20 protein-coding genes are annotated in these 17,905 nt (G+C 70.1%); 10 read left to right on the top strand and 10 right to left on the bottom strand.

The window, feature by feature from the left end; all coding sequences use genetic code 11:
* Positions 1 to 19: 19 nt before the first annotated feature.
* The 7 genes from FB470_RS26150 to FB470_RS26120 all read right to left on the bottom strand — a co-directional run bounded on the left by FB470_RS26150 (position 20) and on the right by FB470_RS26120 (position 7,154).
* The gene (locus FB470_RS26150) at positions 20 to 1,045 is read right to left on the bottom strand and encodes an NAD(P)-dependent alcohol dehydrogenase (RefSeq protein WP_306995772.1); all 1,026 of its coding nucleotides are present in this window, start codon (positions 1,043 to 1,045) and stop codon (positions 20 to 22) included.
* Positions 1,042 to 1,779, bottom strand: a complete 738-nt coding sequence (locus tag FB470_RS26145) for an iron-sulfur cluster assembly protein (RefSeq protein WP_306995769.1) — start codon at positions 1,777 to 1,779, stop codon at positions 1,042 to 1,044. Before FB470_RS26145 ends, FB470_RS26150 begins: the two co-directional genes overlap by 4 nt.
* Positions 1,779 to 2,810 (bottom strand): amidohydrolase family protein, encoded by a 1,032-nt coding sequence (locus FB470_RS26140; RefSeq protein WP_306995767.1) that lies wholly within the window; start codon positions 2,808 to 2,810, stop codon positions 1,779 to 1,781. Before FB470_RS26140 ends, FB470_RS26145 begins: the two co-directional genes overlap by 1 nt.
* Before the next feature lie 106 nt (positions 2,811 to 2,916).
* The gene (mimD, locus tag FB470_RS26135; protein WP_370876569.1) at positions 2,917 to 3,267 is read right to left on the bottom strand and encodes a propane 2-monooxygenase effector subunit MimD; all 351 of its coding nucleotides are present in this window, start codon (positions 3,265 to 3,267) and stop codon (positions 2,917 to 2,919) included.
* Positions 3,264 to 4,364 carry an aromatic/alkene monooxygenase hydroxylase subunit beta gene (locus FB470_RS26130; RefSeq protein WP_306995765.1) on the bottom strand — a complete coding sequence of 367 codons (1,101 nt, stop codon included), beginning with the start codon at positions 4,362 to 4,364 and terminating at the stop codon, positions 3,264 to 3,266. Before FB470_RS26130 ends, mimD begins: the two co-directional genes overlap by 4 nt.
* A 20-nt stretch (positions 4,365 to 4,384) precedes the next feature.
* A complete protein-coding gene (locus tag FB470_RS26125; protein WP_306995763.1) occupies positions 4,385 to 5,431 on the bottom strand; it encodes a 2Fe-2S iron-sulfur cluster-binding protein in 1,047 nt (348 codons plus the stop codon).
* Positions 5,432 to 5,516: 85 nt separating this feature from the next.
* Positions 5,517 to 7,154, bottom strand: coding sequence for a ferritin family protein (locus FB470_RS26120; protein ID WP_306995761.1), 1,638 nt, complete (start codon positions 7,152 to 7,154; stop codon positions 5,517 to 5,519).
* A gap of 174 nt (positions 7,155 to 7,328) precedes the next feature.
* On the opposite strand from FB470_RS26120, the gene FB470_RS26115 reads away from it, so the two are divergent.
* Positions 7,329 to 9,113: a sigma-54-dependent Fis family transcriptional regulator gene (locus FB470_RS26115; protein ID WP_306995759.1), complete on the top strand. Its 1,785-nt coding sequence runs from the start codon at positions 7,329 to 7,331 to the stop codon at positions 9,111 to 9,113.
* Between the two features lie 56 nt (positions 9,114 to 9,169).
* Here the strand turns inward: FB470_RS26115 and FB470_RS26110 are convergent, their stop codons facing one another.
* The gene (locus FB470_RS26110) at positions 9,170 to 9,751 is read right to left on the bottom strand and encodes a M15 family metallopeptidase (protein WP_306995757.1); all 582 of its coding nucleotides are present in this window, start codon (positions 9,749 to 9,751) and stop codon (positions 9,170 to 9,172) included.
* 90 nt (positions 9,752 to 9,841) lie between these two features.
* Here FB470_RS26110 and FB470_RS26105 point away from each other — a divergent pair, with 90 nt between their 5' ends.
* The 6 genes from FB470_RS26105 (at position 9,842) to FB470_RS26080 (ending at position 13,423) form a co-directional block, all read left to right on the top strand.
* Positions 9,842 to 10,534: a response regulator transcription factor gene (locus tag FB470_RS26105; RefSeq protein ID WP_306995755.1), complete on the top strand. Its 693-nt coding sequence runs from the start codon at positions 9,842 to 9,844 to the stop codon at positions 10,532 to 10,534.
* Positions 10,527 to 11,621: a sensor histidine kinase gene (locus tag FB470_RS26100; RefSeq protein ID WP_306995752.1), complete on the top strand. Its 1,095-nt coding sequence runs from the start codon at positions 10,527 to 10,529 to the stop codon at positions 11,619 to 11,621. Before FB470_RS26105 ends, FB470_RS26100 begins: the two co-directional genes overlap by 8 nt.
* A 149-nt stretch (positions 11,622 to 11,770) precedes the next feature.
* The gene (locus FB470_RS26095) at positions 11,771 to 12,145 is read left to right on the top strand and encodes a hypothetical protein (protein WP_306995750.1); all 375 of its coding nucleotides are present in this window, start codon (positions 11,771 to 11,773) and stop codon (positions 12,143 to 12,145) included.
* An 88-nt stretch (positions 12,146 to 12,233) separates the two neighbouring features.
* Entirely contained in the window at positions 12,234 to 12,482 is a 249-nt protein-coding gene (locus tag FB470_RS26090; RefSeq protein ID WP_306995748.1) for a hypothetical protein, read from the top strand.
* 71 nt (positions 12,483 to 12,553) lie between these two features.
* Positions 12,554 to 12,919 carry an STAS domain-containing protein gene (locus FB470_RS26085; protein WP_306995746.1) on the top strand — a complete coding sequence of 122 codons (366 nt, stop codon included), beginning with the start codon at positions 12,554 to 12,556 and terminating at the stop codon, positions 12,917 to 12,919.
* 72 nt (positions 12,920 to 12,991) lie between these two features.
* The gene (locus FB470_RS26080) at positions 12,992 to 13,423 is read left to right on the top strand and encodes an ATP-binding protein (protein WP_306995743.1); all 432 of its coding nucleotides are present in this window, start codon (positions 12,992 to 12,994) and stop codon (positions 13,421 to 13,423) included.
* Positions 13,424 to 13,459: 36 nt separating this feature from the next.
* On the opposite strand, the gene FB470_RS26075 is transcribed toward FB470_RS26080, so the two are convergent.
* Together FB470_RS26075 and FB470_RS26070 are read right to left on the bottom strand one after the other, a co-directional pair.
* Positions 13,460 to 14,086 (bottom strand): MBL fold metallo-hydrolase, encoded by a 627-nt coding sequence (locus FB470_RS26075; protein WP_306995741.1) that lies wholly within the window; start codon positions 14,084 to 14,086, stop codon positions 13,460 to 13,462.
* Positions 14,083 to 15,168 (bottom strand): S-(hydroxymethyl)mycothiol dehydrogenase, encoded by a 1,086-nt coding sequence (locus tag FB470_RS26070; protein WP_306995739.1) that lies wholly within the window; start codon positions 15,166 to 15,168, stop codon positions 14,083 to 14,085. Before FB470_RS26070 ends, FB470_RS26075 begins: the two co-directional genes overlap by 4 nt.
* A 140-nt stretch (positions 15,169 to 15,308) precedes the next feature.
* On the opposite strand from FB470_RS26070, the gene FB470_RS26065 reads away from it, so the two are divergent.
* The 3 genes from FB470_RS26065 to FB470_RS26055 all read left to right on the top strand — a co-directional run bounded on the left by FB470_RS26065 (position 15,309) and on the right by FB470_RS26055 (position 17,865).
* A complete protein-coding gene (locus FB470_RS26065) occupies positions 15,309 to 16,580 on the top strand; it encodes a LuxR C-terminal-related transcriptional regulator (RefSeq protein ID WP_306995737.1) in 1,272 nt (423 codons plus the stop codon).
* A gap of 129 nt (positions 16,581 to 16,709) precedes the next feature.
* A complete protein-coding gene (locus FB470_RS26060; protein WP_306995735.1) occupies positions 16,710 to 16,973 on the top strand; it encodes a hypothetical protein in 264 nt (87 codons plus the stop codon).
* A gap of 460 nt (positions 16,974 to 17,433) precedes the next feature.
* The gene (locus FB470_RS26055) at positions 17,434 to 17,865 is read left to right on the top strand and encodes an Hsp20/alpha crystallin family protein (RefSeq protein WP_306999484.1); all 432 of its coding nucleotides are present in this window, start codon (positions 17,434 to 17,436) and stop codon (positions 17,863 to 17,865) included.
* Positions 17,866 to 17,905: the final 40 nt, after the last annotated feature.

Below are 17,905 nucleotides of genomic sequence, written 5' to 3'. Positions count from 1 at the left end.
CCAGGGGAAGAACTCCGGTTCAGGGGATGAGGATGGCCCGGCCGCGGACCCGGCCCGCGCTCAGGTCGTCGATGGCCCGCTGGAACTCCTCGAGCCGGTAGCGGGCGGTGTGCAGCTTCACCCTGCCCTGCGCGGCGAGCACCATCAGGTCCTGCAGGTCGGTGTAGGAGCCCACGAGGTTGCCGATGAAGTTGATCTCGGTGGAGATGATGTCGATCGTCGGCACGTCGATGTTCTCGCCGTAGCCGACGACGTAGTAGTTCCCCGCGCGGCGCAGCATCCGCACGCCCTCCGACGTCGAGCCGCCCTCGCCGACGAAGTCCAGGACCGCCTCGGCCCCGTGGCCGCCGGTGAGTTCCAGCACCTCGTTCACGTGGTTGCCGTCGGCCACCACGGTGACGTCGGCGCCGACCTCCTCGGCCAGGTCGAGCGCCGCGGGGTTGCGGTCCACGACGACCAGCGTGGCCGCGCTCATCGCCTTCAGGCACTGGATGCCGATGTGACCGAGACCGCCGGCGCCGATGATGACGCACACCTCGCCCGGCCGCAGCACCTTCGCGGCCTTCGCCGCGGCGTGCTGGGCGGTCAGCCCCGCGTCGGCGAGCGCCGCCACGTCGGCCGGCTCGAGGCTGTCGTCGAGCTTGACGCACGACCGGGCCGAGGTGAGCAGGTACTCGGCGTACCCGCCGTTGGTGTCGATGCCGGGGAACCGCGAGTTCTCGCAGTGCACGTCGTCGCCGAGCCGGCAGGCCCGGCACAGCCCGCACGTGATCAGCGGGTGGAGGATGACCTTGTCCCCCACCGCCACGTTCGTCACCGCGTCCCCGACGGCGTGCACCCAGCCGGCGTTCTCGTGCCCGATCGTGTAGGGCAGGGTGACGCCGGACTTCTCCGCCCACTGCCCTTCCAGGATGTGGATGTCGGTCCGGCAGACGCCCGCCGCGCCGACCCGGACCACGACGTCCAGCGGACCGGTGATCTTGGGCTCGTCGACGTCGCGCAGTTCGAGGGCGGAGTGGTAGCCGGTGACCTGTGCGGCTTTCATGGGTGGCTCCTGGTGTTGGTGACGACCGGGGCGGAGCCGGCGGGATCGACGCCGGCGTACCGGGTGGCGAGCAGGCCCCGGCAGAAGTGGGCGTTGCCCTCGATGGACACGCGGGTGGTGGTGGCCAGCCGCAACCGCAGCGCCACGTCGGAGCGCGTGACGGGGTTGCCCTCGTGGTCCACCATCACCCGCGCGTGCGAGTGGACGGGCAGCCCGATGGCCTCGCGCCGGCGCAGCAGGGCCGACTTCAGACGGCCTTCGGGCAGGTCGAACAGCTCCAGCAGGGGCAGCTCTTCGACCGTCCAGGCACCGCTGGCCAGCGCGGACCGGCAGCACCGTTCCATCGCCGCCAGGTGCGCCTTGCGCTGGAACGTCCGGCGCAGCTCGTCGAGGCTGTCCTCCGCCTCCACGCCGAAGGTGCCGACGTAGCCGAGCCCGGCGGCGGTACCGCTGTTGATCTTGTCCGAGTCGTGGTGGTCGTCGAGCAGCACCCGGACCCGGCCCAGCCCGGACACGGCCGACAGCGCGTCGTAGGCGTCGGCGACCATCAGGTAGGCGAAGTTGGGCGCGCAGAACGACGTGGGCAGCCGCAGGTGCACCTCCACTCCCTCGTCGTCGATCGCCACGGAACGGACGAAACCCAGCTCGGTCACCGGTTCGTCCAGCTCGGGATCGAGCACCGTGGACAGTGCCGCGAGGACCTCGGCCTCCACGGACACGGCGGTCTGGGTCATCAGGCACCAGCTCCCGCGGCGACCTCGGCGTCCGCGTCGCCGGCCTGGGTCGGCAGGCGCAGGTGCCGCGGCACGTCCAGGTCGTACAGCGCGGCCGCGTTGAGACCGAGGATCTTCTTCTTCTGGTCCGTCGTGATCGCCGGGTACTCCGGCATGTCCTCGGGGATCTGGAAGTCGACGAACTTCTCCACGAGCCACTTCGGCGTCCACAGGGCGTAGTCGCTGCCGAAGAGGATCTTGTCCTCGCCGATCCAGTAGAGCAGCTCCCCGATGATCTGGGCGAAGTAGCGGGGCCGCGAGTGGATGAACGGCATCGCCACCGCCAGCCCGCCGTAGACGTTGGACTCCTGCGTGGCGATCCAGCAGAAGTCCTCCAGCCGCGGCAGCCCGACGTGCTCGACGACGAAGTTGAGGTCGAGGTAGTCGGTGGCGACCTTGTCGATGTCGGCGACGTCGAACGCGTCCCGGTCCAGCGGGCGGATCGTCGGTCCCTTGTGGACGTGGATGTTGCGGATGCCGAGCTCGAGGCACTCCTCCAGGTAGCGGCGCGACCAGGGCTCGTCGAGCTTGTACCCGCGCGAGTCGCCGTGCCACTCGGCGGTGTAGAGCTTGACTCCCTTGAGCCCGAAGCGTTCCGCGTCGCGGCGCAGCTGTTCCAGGCCGGCCTCGCCGTTGCGCGGGTCGTAGGCGTGGTTGTAGGTGAGCTTGTCCGGGTGCTGCCGGGTGAGCCCGAACGCCTCGTCGGTCTGGCCGAACCCGGTGCGGTAGAAGTCGCTGAGCAGGGTGGCCTGGAAAATGGCGTGGTCGACGTAGCCCTCTCCGAAGAGATCCTTCATGAACCGCTCGGCACCGTAGTAGGTGTAGGTGTCGTAGTCCCAGACGACCTCCTCCGGGCTCAGGTTCTTGTGGTAGTCGTAGAAGCAGTCGATGAACTGCTTGCCGTGCACGTTCTTGTGGTTCGACTCGCGGCCGTCCCAGATGTGGACGTGCCCGTCGACCACGTAGTACTTCTCGCCGTCCTTCTCGTACATCGGAGAGGTCCTCACCCTTCGCTGTGGTGGTGCTCGGTGGAACCGTGGTGGCGGGACGGCCGCGTCGGCCCGTCCCGCCACCACGAGGTGCGGGGGCTGTCCGTCGTCAGCCGTGCGCGGCGAGGTCGAAGCCGATGTACTCGGCGGCGTCCTCCGGGTTGGCGAACAGCAGGGTGCGGTCGTCCAGGTGCACCATGCGGCCGTAGTGGGTGGAGCTGATCTCCTCGAAGATCGACCCGTCGAACGGCTCGCCGAGCGCCTCGGTCAGCTCGTCGTAGTCGAACTCGAGCAGCCGGGTGCCGTCCACGCGGATCATCGACGGGTACTCGACCAGCGTGACGCCCTCCTTGGCCCCCATCACGTCGGCGACCACGCGTCCGACCGGGGTGTTCATCAGCGTGACGCCGCACATGTTCGACGATCCGGCCTGCGAGCCGAACTGCATGGTTTCGCTCACTTGTCCAACTCCTTCGGGGTGTCCAGCCCGATCTCCTCGAGCAGCTGGGTGAACTTCTCCTTGGTGGCGGCGAGCGAGTCGGCGAACGTGCGGGCCTTCTCGGCCGGCTGCGACCAGATCGGCTGCAGCGCGTAGGCGGCCTCCAGGCACGGCGGTACCCACTTGGCGAGCCACTGGCCGAACAGCTCCCGGTTGGTCCCGCCGAACCGCTCGTCGCGGGTGAGCAGCCGGAACAGCGCGCGCGTGTAGCCGAGGTCGCGGCTGTAGTCGTGTTCGCCGGTGCCGACGATCGTCGGGGTGATGTAGTCGCCGTTCGTGGCCGAGATCTGCATGACCAGCTCCGACCGGAAGAGCTGGCCGACCAGCTGCTCGAACACGACGTTGGTGCCGAACAGCAGCTCGGCCCAGTCGCCGACGGCGGTGAGCTCCTCGACGACCTTGCGGGTGGGCTGCCACTCCTCGGCCGAGGCCCAGACCTCCTTGTGCACCGAGCCGTCGAAGGTGTCCAGCGACTCGGACAGGTCCAGGTTGAACAGCGCGAGGTCCTGGGCGAACCGCATCTTGTGCGCGGCGTTCACGGCCACCGCGGTGTTGATCATGTTCGTCGGGCCGGACCGCTGGATCGAGGTGAACACGTGCAGCGCCATGCCGTTCTCGGCGTGCATCCAGGCGCCGAGGTTGCGGGCGATGAACTTCTGCCAGGCGGTGTTCCAGTTGCCGTAGGCGCCCGCGCGCTTGGCGTTCTCCAGGCACAGGGAGACCTGCCGGACCACCGCGGAGTTGTTGCGGTAGATGGTCTGCTCCCACTCCTCGTTCGGGTCGAGGAAGGCGTGCCAGTTCGACGACTTCGCGGCCGTCCACTCCTGCGGGTAGCCGCCCGGGCCGTCCGCGAAGCCGTAGATCCAGCCCTGGCTCAGGTGCCGCTCGGGGTCCGGCTGCACGTCGACGGTCACGTCCTCGTACACCGTCGCGCGCAGCTTGGCCGGCTTGAAGTAGTTGTAGGCCCGGCTCTTCGAGCTGGGGAACTCCAGGGCCCCCGCCTCGGAGTCGGTGAACTCCACCTTCGGGAAGCTGCGCGTCTTCGCACTGCTCGTCATGTGTTGTCTCCTTGCGATGTCTACTCGTCACGAACCGACGTGGTGAACTTGTCGTAGAACACCTGGTCGTCGGGCACGCCCTGGCGGGCCGCCAGTGCCAGCGCGGCGTCCACCATGGGCGGCGGGCCGCACAGGTACACCTCGCTGCGGTGCAGCTCCGGCTCCCTGGCCTCCACGACCTCGGTGACCATCCCGGTTTCCGCGGCGACCCCGAGCGCGTCGGCACCCTCGGCGGACTCCGAGAGCGCGACGACGAACCCGAAGTCCGGCAACCGTTCACCCAGCGCGCGGATCTCGTCCAGGTAGAACAGGTCCGCGGGGGTGCGGGCGCCGTAGTAGAACCGGATCCGGCGGGTGTCGCCGGTCTCGCTGAGGTGCCGCAGCAGGCTGAGCACCGGAGCCATGCCGGCACCCCCGGCCATCAGCACCAGGGGCAGCACGTGCCCGTTCTTCAGCGTGAAGTTGCCGTACGGCCCGGTCAGCTCGATGGTGTCGCCCACCGCGATCCCGTCGTCGAGCAGCGCGGAGAACCGGCCGCCCGGGTACTTCTTGATGACGAACTCGATGTGGTCCCCGGTGGACGGGATGGTCGCCATCGAGAACGACCGGTGCTCGTCGGTGCCGGGGATGGTGAGGTCGGCGTACTGGCCGGGCTTGAACTCGTAGGCGGGCGGGTCGACCGGCTTGAGCTTGAGCCCGACGATGTCGTGCGTGTGCGGCACGACCTCGAGGACCTCGGTCCTGATCCGCTGCAGCGGGGCCGAGTTGAGCAGCTCCTCCTCGTCGAAGTTGAGCAGCTCGATGGTGCAGTCGCTGAAGGCGTGCGCCCGGCACAGCAGCACGTAGCCTTCCTCGACCTCGGCGTCGTTGCAGGCGAACGTCGAGTAGCGCTCCATCTGGATCTCGCCGTCCAGCACGAAGGACTTGCACGCCGAGCACTGGCCCTCGCGGCAGCCGTGCATGAGGTGGATGCCCTGGCGGAACGCGGCGTCGAGGATCTTCTCGTCCTCGCCGACCTCCATCTCGATGTCGACCGGTTCGAAGGAGATGCGGTGCTTGTCGGCCATTGGTCTCTCGATTCTCCGGGGAAGCGGGCGGCGGTGGCGGCACACCGGGGCAGGGCGCCACCGCCACCCGCGGGTCCTCAGGCCGTCAGGCGACCGTGACGTTCGGGTTGGCGCGGTAGGCCGCCGCCCACTCCTCGCGCTCCTGGTCGCTCATCTGGTTGAGCGTCACGTTCGGGCTGGCGAACCGGATGCCGCGGATGTCGTCGAGCGTCCACAGCTTCTTGGGGTCGTCCAGGTCCAGGTGCGGCTGCGGGATCAGCGTCTTGCCGTCGTCGCGGACGTAGCCCAGGTCGGCGACGATGTCGGCCAGATCGCGGTCGTGGTGCAGGGTCTCCCACTCGCGCTGCCCGGTGAGGCGGCCCATGTTGGGCGTCTCCCGGCCCTCGTACTCCGGCCGGAAGGCGACCTTGTCGGTCCAGGCGCAGGTCTCGGAGCAGTAGGTGCGCCACTGGCCGTCGACCTTGTCCACCACCAGGTCCTCGCGGATCAGGCAGGGCACCATGCAGGTCCAGCAGCGGTGCGGGTACTCGTAGCCGACCTCTTCGAACGCGATCGGCTTGTTCCGGCCCGGGTACCGCAGCCGGTTGTAGGCCTCCCACCACTTGCCGAACTGGCTGTACCAGCCCGGGTACTTGTCCTCGAACCACTCGAAGTCGGCGTCGGTCATGCCGTCGATGCGCCAGTAGTTCACCGGCCAGCCGGTGGCGAAGAACTGGGCCACGCGGTGGACGTAGAACTTGTTGGTGATCCGGTTCCACGCCTCCTCGACCAGGTCGTGCGGGATGACCAGGCCGTACTTCTCCAGCGGCAGCAGGTAGCTGCGGTAGTAGTCGTCGTAGATCCAGCGGCGCCACATCTCCGCGTAGGACTCGCGGTCCTTGCGGCGGTCCTTGGTGCCGTACTCGATGAACGTGCCGATCGCGGCGTCCACCACGCAGTGGTTGTTCCACCAGGCGTAGCGCAGGTCGCGCTCCAGCAGCGGGCGGTTGCGCTCGTCGGCCAGGGCCATCAGCAGGATGGAGTAGCCGTTGCTGATGTGCCGGGACTCGTCGGACTGCACCGAGTGGAACACCGTCGGCAGCAGGTAGTCGCCGTTGGCGGCCGCCTCGTCGGGCATCGCGACGAACAGCGTGTTGGTGAACGCGGTCTCCGCCACGACCGTCAGGTAGATGTTGGCCGCGGTGATCGCGTCACCGGTGATGAACCCCTCGCCGAACTGGCGGCCGATGGTGCCCGCGTAGTTGTTCGCGAACGCCTTCTCGGTGATGTCGAAGCCGGCCGGGTCGATGTAGTTGTTCATGTACAGCTTCTTGAGGTTCATCTGGATCGTCGAGTGGCGAACCTCGTCGATCATCTGCACCGCGAGTCCGTTGTGGATTTCCGGGTTCGGCACCGCGTCGATGGCCATCGGCATCGCGCGGGCGGCCGAGATCTCCGGGAACGGGATGATCGACAGGAACAGCTTCTGCCACTCCAGCCAGCGCTGCTGCACCTGCCGGAACATGTTGCCCCGGATCGCGCCGTCCATCGCGCCGAAGACGCGGTTGTCCTTTTCCTCCTCCATGGGGAAGTACGACCGCATGATCTGCTTGAGCGGGTCCTTCTTCGGGGCCTTTTCGAAGGTGTAGTCGGTCCCGAAGCGCGTCGCCGGGGTGGCGAAGGTCGGCTCCCAGGACAACTCCGTGATCTTGTTGTGCGCCTTGGTGAGACTCTGCCTGCTCAATTCAGCCTCCTCGAAACCGGGGATCGCGCCGCCGGCCGTCGTCACTGACGGGGGAGAGTGTGTTGCGCATCGCAGGTGAGTTCTGTCTCAATGTGAGACCAAGGCGGTGCGAGATCTCCGCCACGATGGGTGAACAGTGCAGTCCCCCAGCACGTGACGTCGAAGGAGACGGTGGTGACGAGGCCAGGACGCCGGTCGGAATCGCAGGTCAGTGCGCTGCGGGAGGAGTTCCTGTCGCGCCGGGTGCCCGATGTGCCGGGCGTGCGGGAAATCATCTCCGCGTCGTGGCGGCGCGCGCTCGAACACCGGATCAGCGCCGACGAGCCGGACCCCGTCTTCGTGACCGACCGCGACGAGGACAGCCTCCTGGCGCGCACCGCCAAGCCGATCCTGGACAACCTGACGACCGAGCTGTCCGATCACCCGGTCGCCATCCTGCTCACCGACGCCGACGGGCTCGTGGTGAGCCGGTCCAGCCCGGACCGCGCGCTGCACTCCGGTCTGGACCGCATCTCGCTCGCGCCCGGCTTCAGCTACGCCGAGTCCTCGATCGGGACGAACGGGATCGGCACCACGCTGGAATGCCAGCAACCCGTGCTCGTCTCCGGGTTCGAACACTTCAACAGCGGTCTCGCGGAGTTCGAATGCGCGGGCGCGCCCATCCACCACCCGATCCGCGGTCACCTGGTCGGCGTACTCGATCTCACCAGCTGGACGGGCGCGCCGGGCCCGCTGCTGCTCACGCTCGCCCGCACCACAGCCAAGCGGATCGAGGAGGCCATGCTCGCCGGGGCCGGTGCGCGCGAGCTGGCCCTGTTCCGCGAGTACCTCGCCGCGTGCCGGCGCGGCTCGGGCGCCATCCTGGCCGTGAACGAGGACGTGGTCATGGTCAACAACCACGCCCAGGAGCTGTACGACGCGGCCGACCGGGCGGCGCTGATCACCCACACGGCCGACGTCGCCGGCACCACCACACCCGCCACGGTCCTGGCCGATCTCCCGTCCGGCGTCGTCGCCCGGCTGGAGTACCGCCCGGTGCACCACGGCTCGAGCCTGGTGGGCGGGCTGTTCCGGGTGAAGAACCAGGCCGCGCCCCGGCGCACCGCCGGTCACGCCGACCTGCACCTTCCCGGGCTCGTCGGCACCAGCCCGGGGTGGCGGCAGGCGTGCGCCGCCGCCGAGGCGAGCATCGTCGGCCGCAACTGGCTGGTCCTGACCGGCGAGCGCGGCACCGGCAAGGCGGCGCTGGCCCAGGCCGTCGCGCGCCGGCACGCTCCCGGCCGCCAGCTGGTGCTGGACTGCGCGCCGGTGGGCAACTACGAGGCGTGGGCGCAGGGCCTGGCCGACGAGGTGAGCGGCGGCAATCCACCGGCGGTGATCCTGCGCCACGTCGACGCGCTCACCGAGGAAGGGATGCAGCGCCTGACCGAGTTGTTCACCGCCTGGCAGGCCGCGCCGCCGGAACAGGCGCCGGCCTGGGTGGCCGTCACGATCGGTGAGGACCCGCGCGGCTCGGAGCTGCACGGCTGGTTGATGCCGTTCTTCGCGCACACGGTCGAGGTGCCGCCGCTGCGCCACCGGATCGAGGACCTGCACCGCCTCGTGCCCGCCCTGCTGGCGCGCCACGCCGGCAACCGCGACCTCGAAGCGTCCGACGCCTGCATGCGCCAGCTGATGCGGGTGCCCTGGACGGGCAACGTCCGGCAGCTCGACGAGGTCCTGGCGCAGGTCTCCCGGCGGCGCCGCACGGGCACGATCGAGGTGGACGACCTGCCGGCCGAATGCCGCACCGTCACCCGCCGCCGGCTCAGCCGTCTGGAGAGCATGGAACGCGACGCGATCGTCCGCAGCCTCGCCGCGCACCAGGGCAACAAGGAGCTGGCGGCCGCCGACCTGGGTATGTCCCGCGCGACGATCTACCGGAAGATCCGCGCGTTCGGCATCGTGCCGGCCTTCTGAGCGGGATCGCCTGCGGGACCGGCCGGGTGGGCGGAACCTCGCCGGCACACCGGTGCTCACCGGCGCATCCGGGGGTCGTGCGCGGCGTCGGCATATGGGGGCGGGCAGCCGTGGTCGACGGCGTCGGGGCGGAGTTCGTAGTGCCAGGGTTCGTTGCGGTAGACCTGGCACAGCCCGTATCCGGCGCCGTGCTCGGCCAGCCACGCCGTCGCCTGCGCGGGCCCGAGGTCGACCGCCTCGCCCGTCACGTGAGCGGAGGTGTCCGCGGTGGCCACCCACCGGGCGGCTTCCCGTTCCGAGCCGTATTTCGAGACCGCCTCGCGGCGGAGTTGTTCCTGGTACTCCGGGGACCGCCAGCCGCTGTTGACGACGAACTCCACGCCCGCGTCGGTCGCCGCGCGGCGCAGGGCGCCGAGCAGACCGGGGTCGAGGTTGGCCACGGCGGGAAACTCGTCGTCGAAGACCGTCACCCCCTCGGGGACGACGCCGTCCGCCGCGCCCGGTCCAGTCCGCTCGACGGACGAGGGCACCCGCGCCTGGTGGACGCGGACACCGATGAGCGCCGCGCCGAGGACCGCGAGGGCAGCGAGGACGGCCGAACGGACACGGCGGGACGTTGCTCGTGCGCTGTGACTCATGCCGTCGAGTCAAGGCAACGCCGTGTTGCCGGCGCGTATCCGGTTTTCGATACGCCGGCGATATGCCCTGATCCCTACCATCGGGGGAATATGCGCGTGCTGATCGTCGAGGACGAACCGTATCTGGCGGACGCCATCCGCGATGGCCTGCGCCTGGAGGCGATCGCCGCCGACATCGCCGGGGACGGTCACACCGCTTTGGAACTGCTGGGCGTCAACGCCTACGACATCGCCGTCCTCGACCGCGACATCCCCGGCCCGTCCGGCGACGAGATCGCCGAGCACATCGTCGCCTCCGGCAGCGGGACGCCCATCCTCATGCTCACCGCCGCCGACCGGCTCGACGACAAGGTCTCCGGGTTCGCCCTGGGCGCCGACGACTACCTCACGAAACCCTTCGAACTCCGGGAACTCGTCCTCCGCCTCCGGGCGCTCGACCGCAGGCGCGCCCACAACCGGCCGCCTGTGCGGGAGATCGCGGGGCTGCGGGTGGACCCGTTCCGCCGCGAGGTCCACCGCGACGGACGCTACGTGGCGCTCACCCGGAAACAATTCGCCGTGCTCGAAGTCCTCGTCGCGGCCGAGGGCGGTGTCGTCAGCGCCGAAGAGCTCCTGGAGCGGGCGTGGGACGTGAACGCCGACCCCTTCACCAACGCGGTGCGCATCACGGTCTCGGCACTGCGCAAACGCCTCGGCGAGCCGTGGATCATCACCACCGTGGCCGGCGTCGGGTACCGCATCGCCCGGCCGGCCACCCCAGCCGAGGGAGGGGACCGTGGATAGGGCACCCGGTCCGAGTGTTCGCCTCAAACTCACCCTCAGCTACGCGGGATTCCTCATCCTGGCCGGGATCCTGACGTTCGCGGTGGTGTGGATGGTCCTGCTGCGTTACGTCCCCGGCGGCAACGGGATCAGGGCGCCCGGCGGACACTTTCCCGGCCAGGAGTTCCTCCTGCGCAGCTTCGCCCCGGCCGTGGGTATCGCGCTGGGGTTCCTGCTGGTGTTCGGTTTCCTCGGCGGGTGGATCCTCGCCGGACGGATGCTCGTTCCCCTGTCCCGCATCACCGACGCCACACGCCGGGCCGCGGGCGGATCGCTGTCCCACCGGATCCGGTTGCCGGGCCGCACGGACGAGTTCCGCGAACTCGCCGACGCCTTCGACGCGATGCTCGCGCGACTGGAAGCCGACGTGGCCGAACAGCAGAGGTTCGCCGCCAACGCCTCCCACGAACTGCGCACCCCGCTGGCGATCACGCAGACGCTCCTCGACGTGGCCCGCCACGACCCCGGACGCGACACCGCTGAACTCATCGACCGCCTCCGCGCCGTCAACACCCGGGCGATCGACCTCACCGAAGCCCTGCTCCTGCTCAGCCGCGCCGGCCGGCGGTCCTTCACCCGGGAGCGCGTCGACCTGTCCCTCATCGCCGAAGAGGCCACCGAAACGCTCCTCCCCCTCGCCGGGGAACGCGGCCTCACGATCCAGACCTTCGGTGACCTGACCCCGGTCCTCGGCTCGTACGCGCTGCTGCTGCAGATGACCACGAACCTGGTGCACAACGCGATCGTCCACAACCTGCCCGAACGCGGCACCGTGTGGGTCACCGCGAGCGTTCTGCCCGGGGCCGTGGCGCTCACCGTCGCGAACACCGGCGAGGAGCTCACCGCGGACGTGGTGTCCACGCTCGTGGAGCCGTTTCAGCGCGGGACCCAGCGCGTCCGCACCGACGACGCGGGTGTCGGCCTCGGCCTGGCCATCGTCAAGAGCATCACCCGGGCGCACGACGGCACCCTCACCCTGGCCCCCCGCTCCGGTGGCGGGCTCCTCGCCACCGTGCAACTTCCCGCCGCACCACCCGCCGGCGGTTGAGCTGTGCGGGAGGACACAGAAACCCGCCCCGGTGCGTGCGGCGCTGTCCGGCGTCATCCCTGCGGACGGCACTTGTACGGTCATCAACTCACGCCACGCTGCGCCAGAAGGGTTGTTTTTTTCGATGTTGGTTGCGAGACTTCGCGGCCATGAGTTACCAGCCGCACGGTGAATACGACGGCCGCCCACGATACGCGCAGCAGCACTACCCGGAGCCCGACGAATACCGCGCCCGCGGCCGCCGCGACGAACGCACCGCCGACACGATTGCGAATCTGATTCGCGTCATTGTCGGGCTGGTGACACTCGTGTTCGCCCTGCACGTGCTGTTCGTCGTTCTGGACGCCAACCACCACAACGGTTTCGTCCACGCCATCTACGTGCTCGCCAAGGCGCTGGTGCTGGGCCTGGGAGATGTGTTCACCCCGGACGACGCGCTGATCGGCGTCATCATGAACTACGGCCTCGCTGCGCTGGTCTACGCCGTCGTCGGCCACCTGATCATCCGCGCACTGCGTCGTTGACCGGCACCGCGAAACCGAGCACCAAGCAGGAACTCATGGACTCGAATTCCGAAACCGCCGCGCTCGACGATTCCCGGGATCCGGTTCGGTGACCGTGAACCTGCTGGCCGCCGGTGTTCTGCTCATCGCGGGCGGGCTCGGTGTGCGCAGTCTGCTCCGCACCAGCCGGGCACTCCGGGAAGTGCGCGAGCAGGTGCACGAATCGGCTCAGGAGATGGCCCGGATCCACGTCGATCTCGCCCGGCAGTTGTTCGTCGCGGGTTTCCTCGACGAAGCGGTCCGCCACGAAAAACTGGCCACCGAATTCGAAGACCTCACGGGCCGCACCGCTCCCTGATTGCTCCGATGGGGTGATGGGGATGGCGGTGCGGCGCTCAGGTGTGCCCTACGGCGGATGATGACGTCACGATGAACACGCACCTTCACCCTTCGCGTCCGGTTTCCTGCCTGGTCCGGGTGCACCGGTCGGGGCCGGCCGTCGTGCTGCGCGTCGATGGCGAGCTCGACCTCGAGTCGCTGCCCGTGCTGGACGACGCCCTCACCGCGGCGCTCGACCAGGCCCCCGGAGTGCTGGTCGTCGACCTGTCCGGCGTGGAGTTCCTGGCCGCGTGCGGACTGCGTGTCCTGCTCCAGGCTCACCAGCGCGGTTGTCGCAGGTCCCAGCTCCGGATCGTCGCCACGGGGCTCCCCCGGCGGGTGATCGAGCTCGGCGAGCTCGATCGCGTCCTGCCGATCTTCCCCGATCTGGCGCACGCCCTGCCCTGTTCCGGATGAAGTTGCGGTTTTGGCGCGCGGCCAGCAGGGTAGCCACCAGCGACCGTCTTGAGCAGACAGGACGGAGTGGGGATGACGACGCACTCGATGACGGACACGGTTGAGCCACCGCTGACGCTGGAACTCGGACCCGGCAGCCTGCCGCCACTGGTGGCGGTGCGCCACTGGGCGGCGAGAGCCCTGTCCGATCTCGGGGAGGACCACCTCGCCGCGGTGCAGCTGGTCGCCACCGAGCTGCTCACCAACGCCTACGCGCACGGCGGCGGCGCCGGACGGCTGCGACTCCGGCGGGACGCGGATCCCTGCCGGATCCGCATCGAGGTCGACGACCACTCCGCGGTTCACCCGGTCCCGGCCCGCCCCGGCCCGGGCGAGCCCGGGGGCCGGGGCCTGGCGATGGTCACCAAGCTGACCGACGACTGGGGCAGCCGGCCCCGGGACGGCGGCAAGACCGTGTGGGCCGCCATCGATTGTGCCGCCTATCCCTGGGATCCGTGCGCCTGACCGTCAGGCCGGCACCACCGGGCACCGCAGTCCGGGTCAGTGTCCGCGGGCGATCCACTCCGCGAGGTGGGGCGCCTCGGTGCCGATCGTGGTCCCGTCGCCGTGACCGGTGTGCACCCGGGTGTCCTCGGGCAGCGTGAACAGGCGGTCGCGGATCGAGCCGATGATCGTCGGGAAGTCGGAGAACGACCGGCCGGTGGCACCCGGCCCGCCGGCGAACAGCGTGTCGCCGGAGAACAGCGCCTTCGCCTCCGGCAGGTGCACGCACACCGAGCCGGGCGAGTGCCCCGGGGTGTGGATGATCTCCAGTTCGGTCCCGGCCACGGCGATGCGCTGGCCGTCGGAGGTCTTCCAGTACGCCTGGCCGGCGTGGGTCATGTCCCACAGCTCCTGGTCGCCGGGGTGCAGCAGCACCGGCGCGTAGAGCTCCTTGCCCAGCTGCGGGGCGAAGGTCACGTGATCGTTGTGGCCGTGCGTGCACACGACCGCGACCACGGTTCGGCCGCCCACGGCCGCGGTGATCGCCCCGGCGTCGTGCGCGGCGTCCACCACCACGACCTCGTCGTCGTCCCCGATCAGCCAGACGTTGTTGTCGACCTCCCACGTGCCGCCGTCGAGCGCGAAGACACCGGAGGTGACGACCCGGTCGATCCGCAAGCTCACCAGACCACCACCGAGCGCAGCACCTCACCGGCGTGCATCGTGTGGAACGCGTTCTCGACGTCCTCCAGGGCGATGCGCTCGGTCACGAACTTCTCCAGCGGCAGCCTGCCCTGCAGGTGCAGGTCGACGAGCACCGGGAAGTCCCGCTCGGGCAGGCAGTCGCCGTACCACGACGACTTCAGGGACCCGCCCCGCGAGAAGAAGTCCAGCAGCGGCATCTCCAGGCGCATGTCCGGGGTGGGCACCCCGACGAGCACGACCGTGCCCGCGAGGTCGCGGGCGTAGAACGCCTGCTTCCAGGTCTCCGGCCGGCCCACCGCGTCGATCACCACGTCGGCGCCGAACCCGCCGGTCAGCTCGGCGACGGCCTCGACGACGTCGGTTTCGGTGGCGTTGACGGTGTGGGTGGCGCCGAGCTCGACGGCCCACTCGAGCTTCTTCGGGTCGCGGTCCACGGCGATGATGGTGCCGGCCCCGGCCAGCCGCGCGCCCGCGATGGCCGCGTCGCCGACGCCACCGCAGCCGATGACCGCCACCGAGTCGCCGCGGCCCACCGCACCGGTGTTGACCGCCGCACCCAGGCCGGCCATGACGCCGCAGCCGAGCAGACCGGCGACCGCCGGGTCGGCGGCCGGGTCGACCTTGGTGCACTGCCCGGCGTGCACGAGGGTCTTGTCGGCGAACGCGCCGATCCCCAGCGCCGGGGTCAGCTCGGTACCGTCGGTCAGGGTCATCTTCTGGCTCGCGTTGAAGGTGTTGAAGCAGTACTGCGGCCGGCCCCGCTTGCAGGCCCGGCACTGCCCGCAGACCGCGCGCCAGTTCAGGACGACGAAGTCGCCCGGCCGCACCGACTCCACGCCCGCACCGACGGATTCCACGGTGCCCGCCGCCTCGTGGCCGAGCAGGAACGGGAAGTCGTCGTTGATGCCGCCTTCGCGGTAGGTCAGGTCGGTGTGGCAGACGCCGCACGCCGCGATCGCGACGACGACCTCACCCGGTCCGGGGTCGGGAATCACGACATCGGTGAGCTCGACCGGAGCTCCCTTCGAGCGGGCGATCACACCGCGAACCGTCTGTGGCATCGGGGCAGTTCCTTCGTCGTCGGCGGACAGGCCTGCACGTGCCGGCAGGCCTGTCGCGACGGTAACCGGCCCCGCGAGCGCACGCGACCTGGTCGTCGGACCAGTAAAACCTCGACTTCCCGGCAGGCTAGAGTTCCGCCATGACCGATGCGCGGGACCCGGCGGCCGATCTCGTGGCTCTGCGGGACGTGGTCGACGGCCCGTTGCACGAGATCGCCCGCCGCCTGTCGAAGTTCCTGGCCGAACGGTGGCCGCACACCGCACTGGTCATCTTCACCCGCGAGTGCACCGGACGCCCCCGCAAGGTCGCGGGCGACCTGGAGATGATCAACAAGGTCACCATCGGGGAGCTGGAGGAGATCTCCTCCGCCGTCGAGCCCGGGCTCCCGGTGACCACGACCGCGCTCGTCGCCGGCGAGCAGCGGCCGGTGTGGGTGGTGCGGGACGTGGCCGACACGCTCCTGGTCCTCGTCCCCCGGACGTCGCGGCGGCGCCTGCCCGAACCGCGTCTGCTGGCCGCGATCTTCGGGCTGGTCGCGACCTCGATCCGGCAGCAGGTGGCCCAGGCCAGCCCCGACTACCTCGCCGAGTCCCGCGCCGCCTCGAGCGAACGGGAACGCACGCTCGCCGAAATGGCCGCCGCGCACGAGGCCGTGCTCGTCTCGATCCTGACCACCCTGCGCTCCACCGGCCTCGACGACGGACGGGCGCGGCTGGCCGCGGCCGATTCCGCCTCCGCCGCGCTCGTGGCGTTGCGGTCGGCGCAGAAATCGGACCGGGCGCTGTCCGAAGAACCCCCGCCCGCCGCGTTCACCCGGCTGCGCACGGAAATCCGGCAGATGCTGCGCCACCACGAGGCGCGCATCGAGTTCGTCGCACCGTCGCGCGACGGACGGCCGCTGCCGGGCGACATCGCCCACGCCGCCCGCGCGATGACCTGCACGACCGTGCTGGCGTTCGCCGCCCAGCCGCGGCTCGCCCGCCTGCGCATCGCCTGGACCTGCGACGACGCCGCGTTGCACGTCGACGTCCGCGACCAGGGCTCGGGCGAGCTGGACACCGCCGCCCTGCGCCGCCAGCTCCAGGGCCGGGCGCGCACCCTGGGAGCCGGGCTCGACCTCGACGCCGCGCCCGGCTGGGGCAGCCGTGTCACGATCGACCTGCCGCTCGACCCGCCGGCCGAACCCTCCGGCGGGACGCGGCTGACCACGCTCAACCGGCGCGAGCGCGAGGTCCTGGCGCTGCTCGCGCAGGGCAAGCGCAACAAGGCCATCGCCGGCGAACTCGGCATCACCGAAAGCACCGTCAAGTTCCACGTCACCGGTGTGCTCCAGAAGCTGGAAGTCACCTCCCGCGGCGAAGCGGCCGCAGTGGCCCTCAGCGCCGGCCTCGGCGCGCCGGCCGCACCCTGACGCCGGGAGCGGCCCGAGATTTATCTACACCGAATGCTTGACAGAATCTCCAGTGCGAGCTATAGAAATAGTAGTTGCGGTACATGACCTGGTTGCGACTACGACGACGTTGCCGGGGAGTGATCGACGATGACGGACACCACGCGCCAGGCCTCGGCGGGCACCGGGTTCGCCGACCTGATCTGCGCCGACCAGGCGTGGCTGGACGCGGAGTTCGCCGCGATCATGACCGCCAACTTCGCCCACTTCCCGCCGTGGCCGCCGGTGCGGCGGCACGGGAATCCGGGTCCGCGACGGCCGGGCCGTGCGCCGCGGACGGTGGCCGGCCGCGCCGGCCCAGCACCGGTACCGGCGGTGAGAGCGGGGCACCGGCAGCGGGATCCGCCGTGCTGAAACGGGCACTGTCGTGTGGGATTACGGCCAGAACGCAGCGAAAGGTGGTGGTGTGACGCCCCCGCCCGGACAGACGCCCCTCCCCCGGCGCTAGCCGCACGAGCGTGCTCGCGGTGCGCATCCGGCCGAGCGGACACCGGTCCCGGCCCCGCGTCTCGTGACGCACCCCGTGGCATCGCCTCGAGCGGAGCGCGAGCCGGCATCCGGCAGCACAGGGCGTGCCGGGCGCGGGCGGCGGCGGCAACGAGACGAGGCATTCCCTTCCTGAACCCCGGCCTCGCCGCCCCGGCGGCGGGGCCGGACTACCACGCACAACATGCACCAGCAAGAAGAGTAAATCTGTAGTCTCGGGAAAAGATTTACTGCTCCCGGCGTTTGAAGGAGTGTCGTCAGGATGACGAGCCGCCACCAGGACGCGCCGGGGTGGCGGTGAGTGGAAGGAGATTGGAGGCGCATGGTCATGTTGATGCGGACCGACCCGTTCCGGGAGCTGGACCGGCTGACCCAGCAGTTCTTCGGCGGCAACGGCACCCCCGCCCGCCCGGCGGCGATGCCGATGGACGCCTTCCGGTCCGGCCACGAGTACGTGGTGCAGTTCGACCTGCCGGGTGTGGCGCCGGACTCGATCGACCTCGACGTCGAGCGCAACGTGCTCACCGTCAAGGCCGAACGCAACCCGGCCTTCCCCGAGGGTGCCGAGGTGCAGGTGGCCGAACGGCCGCGCGGCACGTTCTCCCGGCAGCTGTTCCTGGGCGAGGCCCTGGACACCGAGCACATCACCGCGCACTACGAGGCCGGGGTGCTGACCCTGCGGGTGCCGGTCGCCGAGCAGGCCAAGCCCCGCAAGATCGCCATTTCCGGCAGCAGCGAACCCAGGCAGATCGACGCCTGAGCACCGGTCGGCTGCTGAGCACCGGGCCCGCGTGGCCCGG

It is taken from the genome of Amycolatopsis thermophila, from assembly GCF_030814215.1.
Classification (GTDB): domain Bacteria; phylum Actinomycetota; class Actinomycetes; order Mycobacteriales; family Pseudonocardiaceae; genus Amycolatopsis_E; species Amycolatopsis_E thermophila.
Note: the sequence above shows the minus strand (reverse complement) of the source record. Positions and strands in the feature narration are given on the sequence as shown.

Excerpts from the sequence above, each read along its gene's own strand:
- FB470_RS26150 (WP_306995772.1), bottom strand. The coding sequence starts at position 1,045 with ATGAAAGCCGCACAGGTCACCGGCTACCACTCCGCCCTCGAACTGCGC.
- FB470_RS26145 (WP_306995769.1), bottom strand. The coding sequence starts at position 1,779 with ATGACCCAGACCGCCGTGTCCGTGGAGGCCGAGGTCCTCGCGGCACTG.
- FB470_RS26140 (WP_306995767.1), bottom strand. The coding sequence starts at position 2,810 with ATGTACGAGAAGGACGGCGAGAAGTACTACGTGGTCGACGGGCACGTC.
- FB470_RS26130 (WP_306995765.1), bottom strand. The coding sequence starts at position 4,364 with ATGACGAGCAGTGCGAAGACGCGCAGCTTCCCGAAGGTGGAGTTCACC.
- FB470_RS26125 (WP_306995763.1), bottom strand. The coding sequence starts at position 5,431 with ATGGCCGACAAGCACCGCATCTCCTTCGAACCGGTCGACATCGAGATG.
- FB470_RS26110 (WP_306995757.1), bottom strand. The coding sequence starts at position 9,751 with ATGAGTCACAGCGCACGAGCAACGTCCCGCCGTGTCCGTTCGGCCGTC.
- FB470_RS26105 (WP_306995755.1), top strand. The coding sequence starts at position 9,842 with ATGCGCGTGCTGATCGTCGAGGACGAACCGTATCTGGCGGACGCCATC.
- FB470_RS26095 (WP_306995750.1), top strand. The coding sequence starts at position 11,771 with ATGAGTTACCAGCCGCACGGTGAATACGACGGCCGCCCACGATACGCG.
- FB470_RS26085 (WP_306995746.1), top strand. The coding sequence starts at position 12,554 with ATGAACACGCACCTTCACCCTTCGCGTCCGGTTTCCTGCCTGGTCCGG.
- FB470_RS26080 (WP_306995743.1), top strand. The coding sequence starts at position 12,992 with ATGACGACGCACTCGATGACGGACACGGTTGAGCCACCGCTGACGCTG.
- FB470_RS26070 (WP_306995739.1), bottom strand. The coding sequence starts at position 15,168 with ATGCCACAGACGGTTCGCGGTGTGATCGCCCGCTCGAAGGGAGCTCCG.
- FB470_RS26065 (WP_306995737.1), top strand. The coding sequence starts at position 15,309 with ATGACCGATGCGCGGGACCCGGCGGCCGATCTCGTGGCTCTGCGGGAC.
- FB470_RS26060 (WP_306995735.1), top strand. The coding sequence starts at position 16,710 with ATGACGGACACCACGCGCCAGGCCTCGGCGGGCACCGGGTTCGCCGAC.
- FB470_RS26055 (WP_306999484.1), top strand. The coding sequence starts at position 17,434 with ATGTTGATGCGGACCGACCCGTTCCGGGAGCTGGACCGGCTGACCCAG.